Here is a 3,527-nt window from a genome sequence, read left to right on the forward strand (position 1 = left end):
CGCGGGGGGGGCGGGCCTCGCCGGCCGCGGGGTCGATCGCGGCCCGGTCGCGGGCGGCACGACCGGTTCGGGTGAGGGCAACATCCTGGTGTCCGACAAGGAGCCGGGGCCCGAGCTGGAGCTGGCCGTGCTCTCGAACCGCCTGTGGCGCGAGCTGGCCGAGCTCGGCGGGTTCGAGTTCGAGGCCAAGGGCGGGCTGGTCGTCGCCGAGACCGGCGAGGTCCAGCGGCAGCTCACCGGGCTGGCCGCCAAGCAGGACGTGGAGCACACCCTGGTGCCCAGTGATTCGCTGCGCGACTACGAGCCGGACCTCGCCGACGGCCTGGCCGGCGGGGTGTTCTACCCGCAGGACGCGCAGGTGCAGCCCATGCTGGCAGCCGCGCGGCTGCTCAGGCACGGCGTGGAGAGCTTCGGCAAGGGCACACTCCGCCTCCGCCTCGGGGCCGCGGTGAGCGGATTCATCCGCGAAGGAGACCGGATCACGGGTGTGCGCACCTCCCAGGGCGACGTGCTCGGCGACGCGGTGATCAACGCCGCGGGCACCTGGGGCGGCGAGGTGGCCGCTCTGGCGGGAGTCGATCTCCCGATCCTGCCCAGACGCGGGTTCATCCTGGTCACGGAGCCGCTGCCGGAGATCCTGATCAGGCACAAGGTCTACACCGCCGCCTACGTCACGAACGTGGCCAGCGACTCGGCCGCCCTGGAGACCTCGGCCGTCGTGGAGGGCACGCCGTCGGGGACCGTGCTCATCGGGGCCAGCAGGGAGCGGGTCGGCTTCGACCGGACCATGTCGGTGCCGGTGCTGGCCCGGCTGGCCGCGCAGGCGGTGGCGCTGTTCCCCGCGATGCGCGATGTACGGGTCATCAGGTCGTACTGCGGGTTCCGTCCGTACTGCCCCGACCACCTGCCCGTCATCGGCGCCGATCCCAGGGTGCCTGGGCTGTACCACGCGTGCGGGCACGAGGGCGCGGGCATCGGGCTGGCCCCGGTGACCGGTCACCTGCTCGCGCAGGTGCTCACCGGCTCCCCGACCGACCTGGACCTGCGGCCCTTCCGGCCGGATCGCTTCTCGGAGGACTCCCTGTGACGTTCCACATCACGATCGACGGGCGTCCTGTTCCCGTGACGCCCGGCCAGACGATCGGGGCGGCGCTGCACGCGGCCGGCGTGCGGTCGTGGCGCAGCACGCGCTTCGGCGGGCGGCCCCGCGGGCTGTTCTGCGGGATCGGGGTCTGCTTCGACTGCCTGATCTCGGTCAACGGGCGGGCGCCCGAGCGGGCGTGCCTGGTGGAGGCCGCGCCCGGTGACGAGGTGACCACGTCATGACGTACGACCTTGTGGTGATCGGGGGCGGGGTCGCCGGTGTGGCGGGCGCGCTCACGGCGGCGCAGGCGGGGCTGCGGGTGGCGCTCGTCGACTCCGCCACGCGGCTCGGCGGCCAGTACTTCCGCCACTCCGCCGACCCCAAGCCCGCGCCCGGGCTCGACCGGTTCCTGCGGCAGGCCCGCGCCCTGGACTCCCGCGCCGACCTGCTGCTGAGGCACCAGGTCTGGAGCCTCGTCCGTGAGCCGGACGGCGACCTGGTCGTGCACTGCACGACCCCCGAGCGGAAGGCGATCCCCGTGAGGGCGCGGCGGGTGCTCATCGCCACCGGCGCGCACGACCGGCCGCTGCCGTTCCCCGGGTGGGACCTGCCCGGCGTGCTCACCGCCGGCGGCGCGCAGGCGCTGCTCAAGGGCAACGGCGTAGTGGCGGGCAGGCGGATCGTCGTCGCCGGCACCGGGCCGTTCCTGCTTCCCGTGGCCTCCGGGCTGGCCGGGGCCGGGGCGCGGGTGCTCGGGGTGTTCGAGGCCAACGGCGGCCTGGGGCTGGCCCGGCATCCGCTGCTGGCCCTGGGCAAGGCCGGAGAGGCCGCCGGGTACGCGGCGGACATGGCCCGGCACCGGGTGCCGTACCGGACGCGCCAGGCGGTCGTGGCGGCGCACGGAGAGCGCGAGGTGGAGGCCGTCACCGTGGCCCGCCTCGACAAGGACTGGAACGTTCTCTCCACCCGCGTCGTCGAGTGCGACACGGTGGCCGTCGGCTACGGGTTCGTGCCGCAGATCGAGCTGGGCGTGCAGCTCGGCTGCGAGACCAGGCACGACGTGGACGGCAGCCCCGTGCTGGCCGTCGACGCCGGCCAGCGCACCAGCGTCCCAGGCGTATGGGCCGCGGGCGAGCCCACGGGCGTGGGCGGCTGGCGCCTGTCCGAAGCGGAGGGCCGCATCGCGGGCAGCGCGATCGCGGCCGACTCTGGCGCCTCGGACGCGGCCGCGCCGCGAGTGCTCCTGCGGCGGCGGGAGCGGTGGCGGGCGTTCGGCGAGGCGCTGCAGCGCGCGTACCCCGTCCGGCCCGGCTGGCAGGGCTGGCTGCGCGACGACACGCTGGTCTGCCGGTGCGAGGAGGTGCCGCTGGCCCGGGTACGCGAGGCGCAGGACCTCGGCGCCACCGACGCGCGCTCGATCAAGCTGCTGGCCAGGCCCGGCATGGGCTGGTGCCAGGGCCGCATCTGCGGCTACGCCGTCTCCTGCCTGGCGGGCGAGCCGCCGCAGGCGCCCCGCCGCCCCATCGCCCAGCCCGTCACCCTCGGCGCCCTCGCCGACCTTTCACACGATCCCACCACTAACTGACCCGCTGACATGGAGGACTTCCCAATGGAGAACCGCAGCAAGGCCTGGCACGGCGTCATGGTCGCCACTGCGTTGCCCCTGCGCGACGACCTGTCCGTCGATTTCGACGCCTACGCCGAGCACTGCCGCTGGCTGGTGGAGAACGGCTGTGACGGCGTCGTGCCGAACGGATCGCTGGGCGAATACCAGACGCTCACGCCTGAGGAACGCACCAAGGTGATCGAGACCGCCGTGCAGGCCGTCGGCGGGCGCAACGTGATGGCCGGGGTCGGCGCGTACGGCGCCGCCGAGTCGCGCCGCTGGGCCGAGCAGGCACGCGAGGCGGGCTGCGGCTCGGTGCTCCTGCTGCCGCCCAACTCCTACCGCGCCGACGAGCGGGCCGTCGTCGAGCACTACCGCGAGGTCGCCAAGGCGGGCGTGCCGATCGTGGCCTACAACAACCCGTACGACACGAAGGTGGACCTGACCCCCGCGCTGCTGGCCAAGCTGCACGAGGAGGGGCTGATCGTGGCGGTCAAGGAGTTCAGCGGGGACGTGCGCCGGGCGTACGAGCTCGCCGAGCTGGCCCCCGAGCTGGACCTGCTGATCGGCTCCGACGACGTGCTGCTCGAGCTCGCCGTCGCCGGGGCGGTGGGCTGGATCGCCGGCTACCCCAACGCGCTGCCCGCCTCCAACTCCGCGCTCTACCGCGCGGCGGTCGCCGGAGACCTGGAGACCGCGCTGCCTCTTTACAGGACCCTGCACCCGCTGCTGCGCTGGGACTCGAAGACCGAGTTCGTCCAGGCCATCAAGCTGTCCATGGACGTCGCGGGCCGCCCCGGCGGGCCGTGCAGGCAGCCCAGGCAGCCGCTGACGGAC

At 74.2% G+C, this 3,527-nt stretch carries 4 protein-coding genes; all 4 read left to right on the plus strand.

The features are described from left to right. Nucleotides 1–1,087, plus strand: a 1,087-nt coding sequence (locus AB0J09_RS59620; RefSeq protein WP_360712448.1) for an FAD-binding oxidoreductase, incomplete at its 5' end; no start/stop codon positions are given. Further along, on the plus strand, nt 1,084–1,326 hold the full coding sequence (locus AB0J09_RS59625; RefSeq protein ID WP_344995175.1) for a (2Fe-2S)-binding protein: 243 nt from the start codon (nt 1,084–1,086) through the stop codon (nt 1,324–1,326). The genes AB0J09_RS59620 and AB0J09_RS59625, both read left to right, overlap by 4 nt. Further along, on the plus strand, nt 1,323–2,669 hold the full coding sequence (locus tag AB0J09_RS59630; protein WP_360712450.1) for an NAD(P)/FAD-dependent oxidoreductase: 1,347 nt from the start codon (nt 1,323–1,325) through the stop codon (nt 2,667–2,669). Before AB0J09_RS59625 ends, AB0J09_RS59630 begins: the two co-directional genes overlap by 4 nt. 24 nt (nt 2,670–2,693) lie before the next feature. After that, a partial coding sequence (locus tag AB0J09_RS59635; protein ID WP_360712453.1) for a dihydrodipicolinate synthase family protein occupies nt 2,694–3,527 on the plus strand: 834 nt, incomplete at its 3' end.

This window comes from Nonomuraea sp. NPDC049784, assembly GCF_040659615.1.
In the GTDB taxonomy this organism is placed as follows: Bacteria; Actinomycetota; Actinomycetes; order Streptosporangiales; family Streptosporangiaceae; genus Nonomuraea.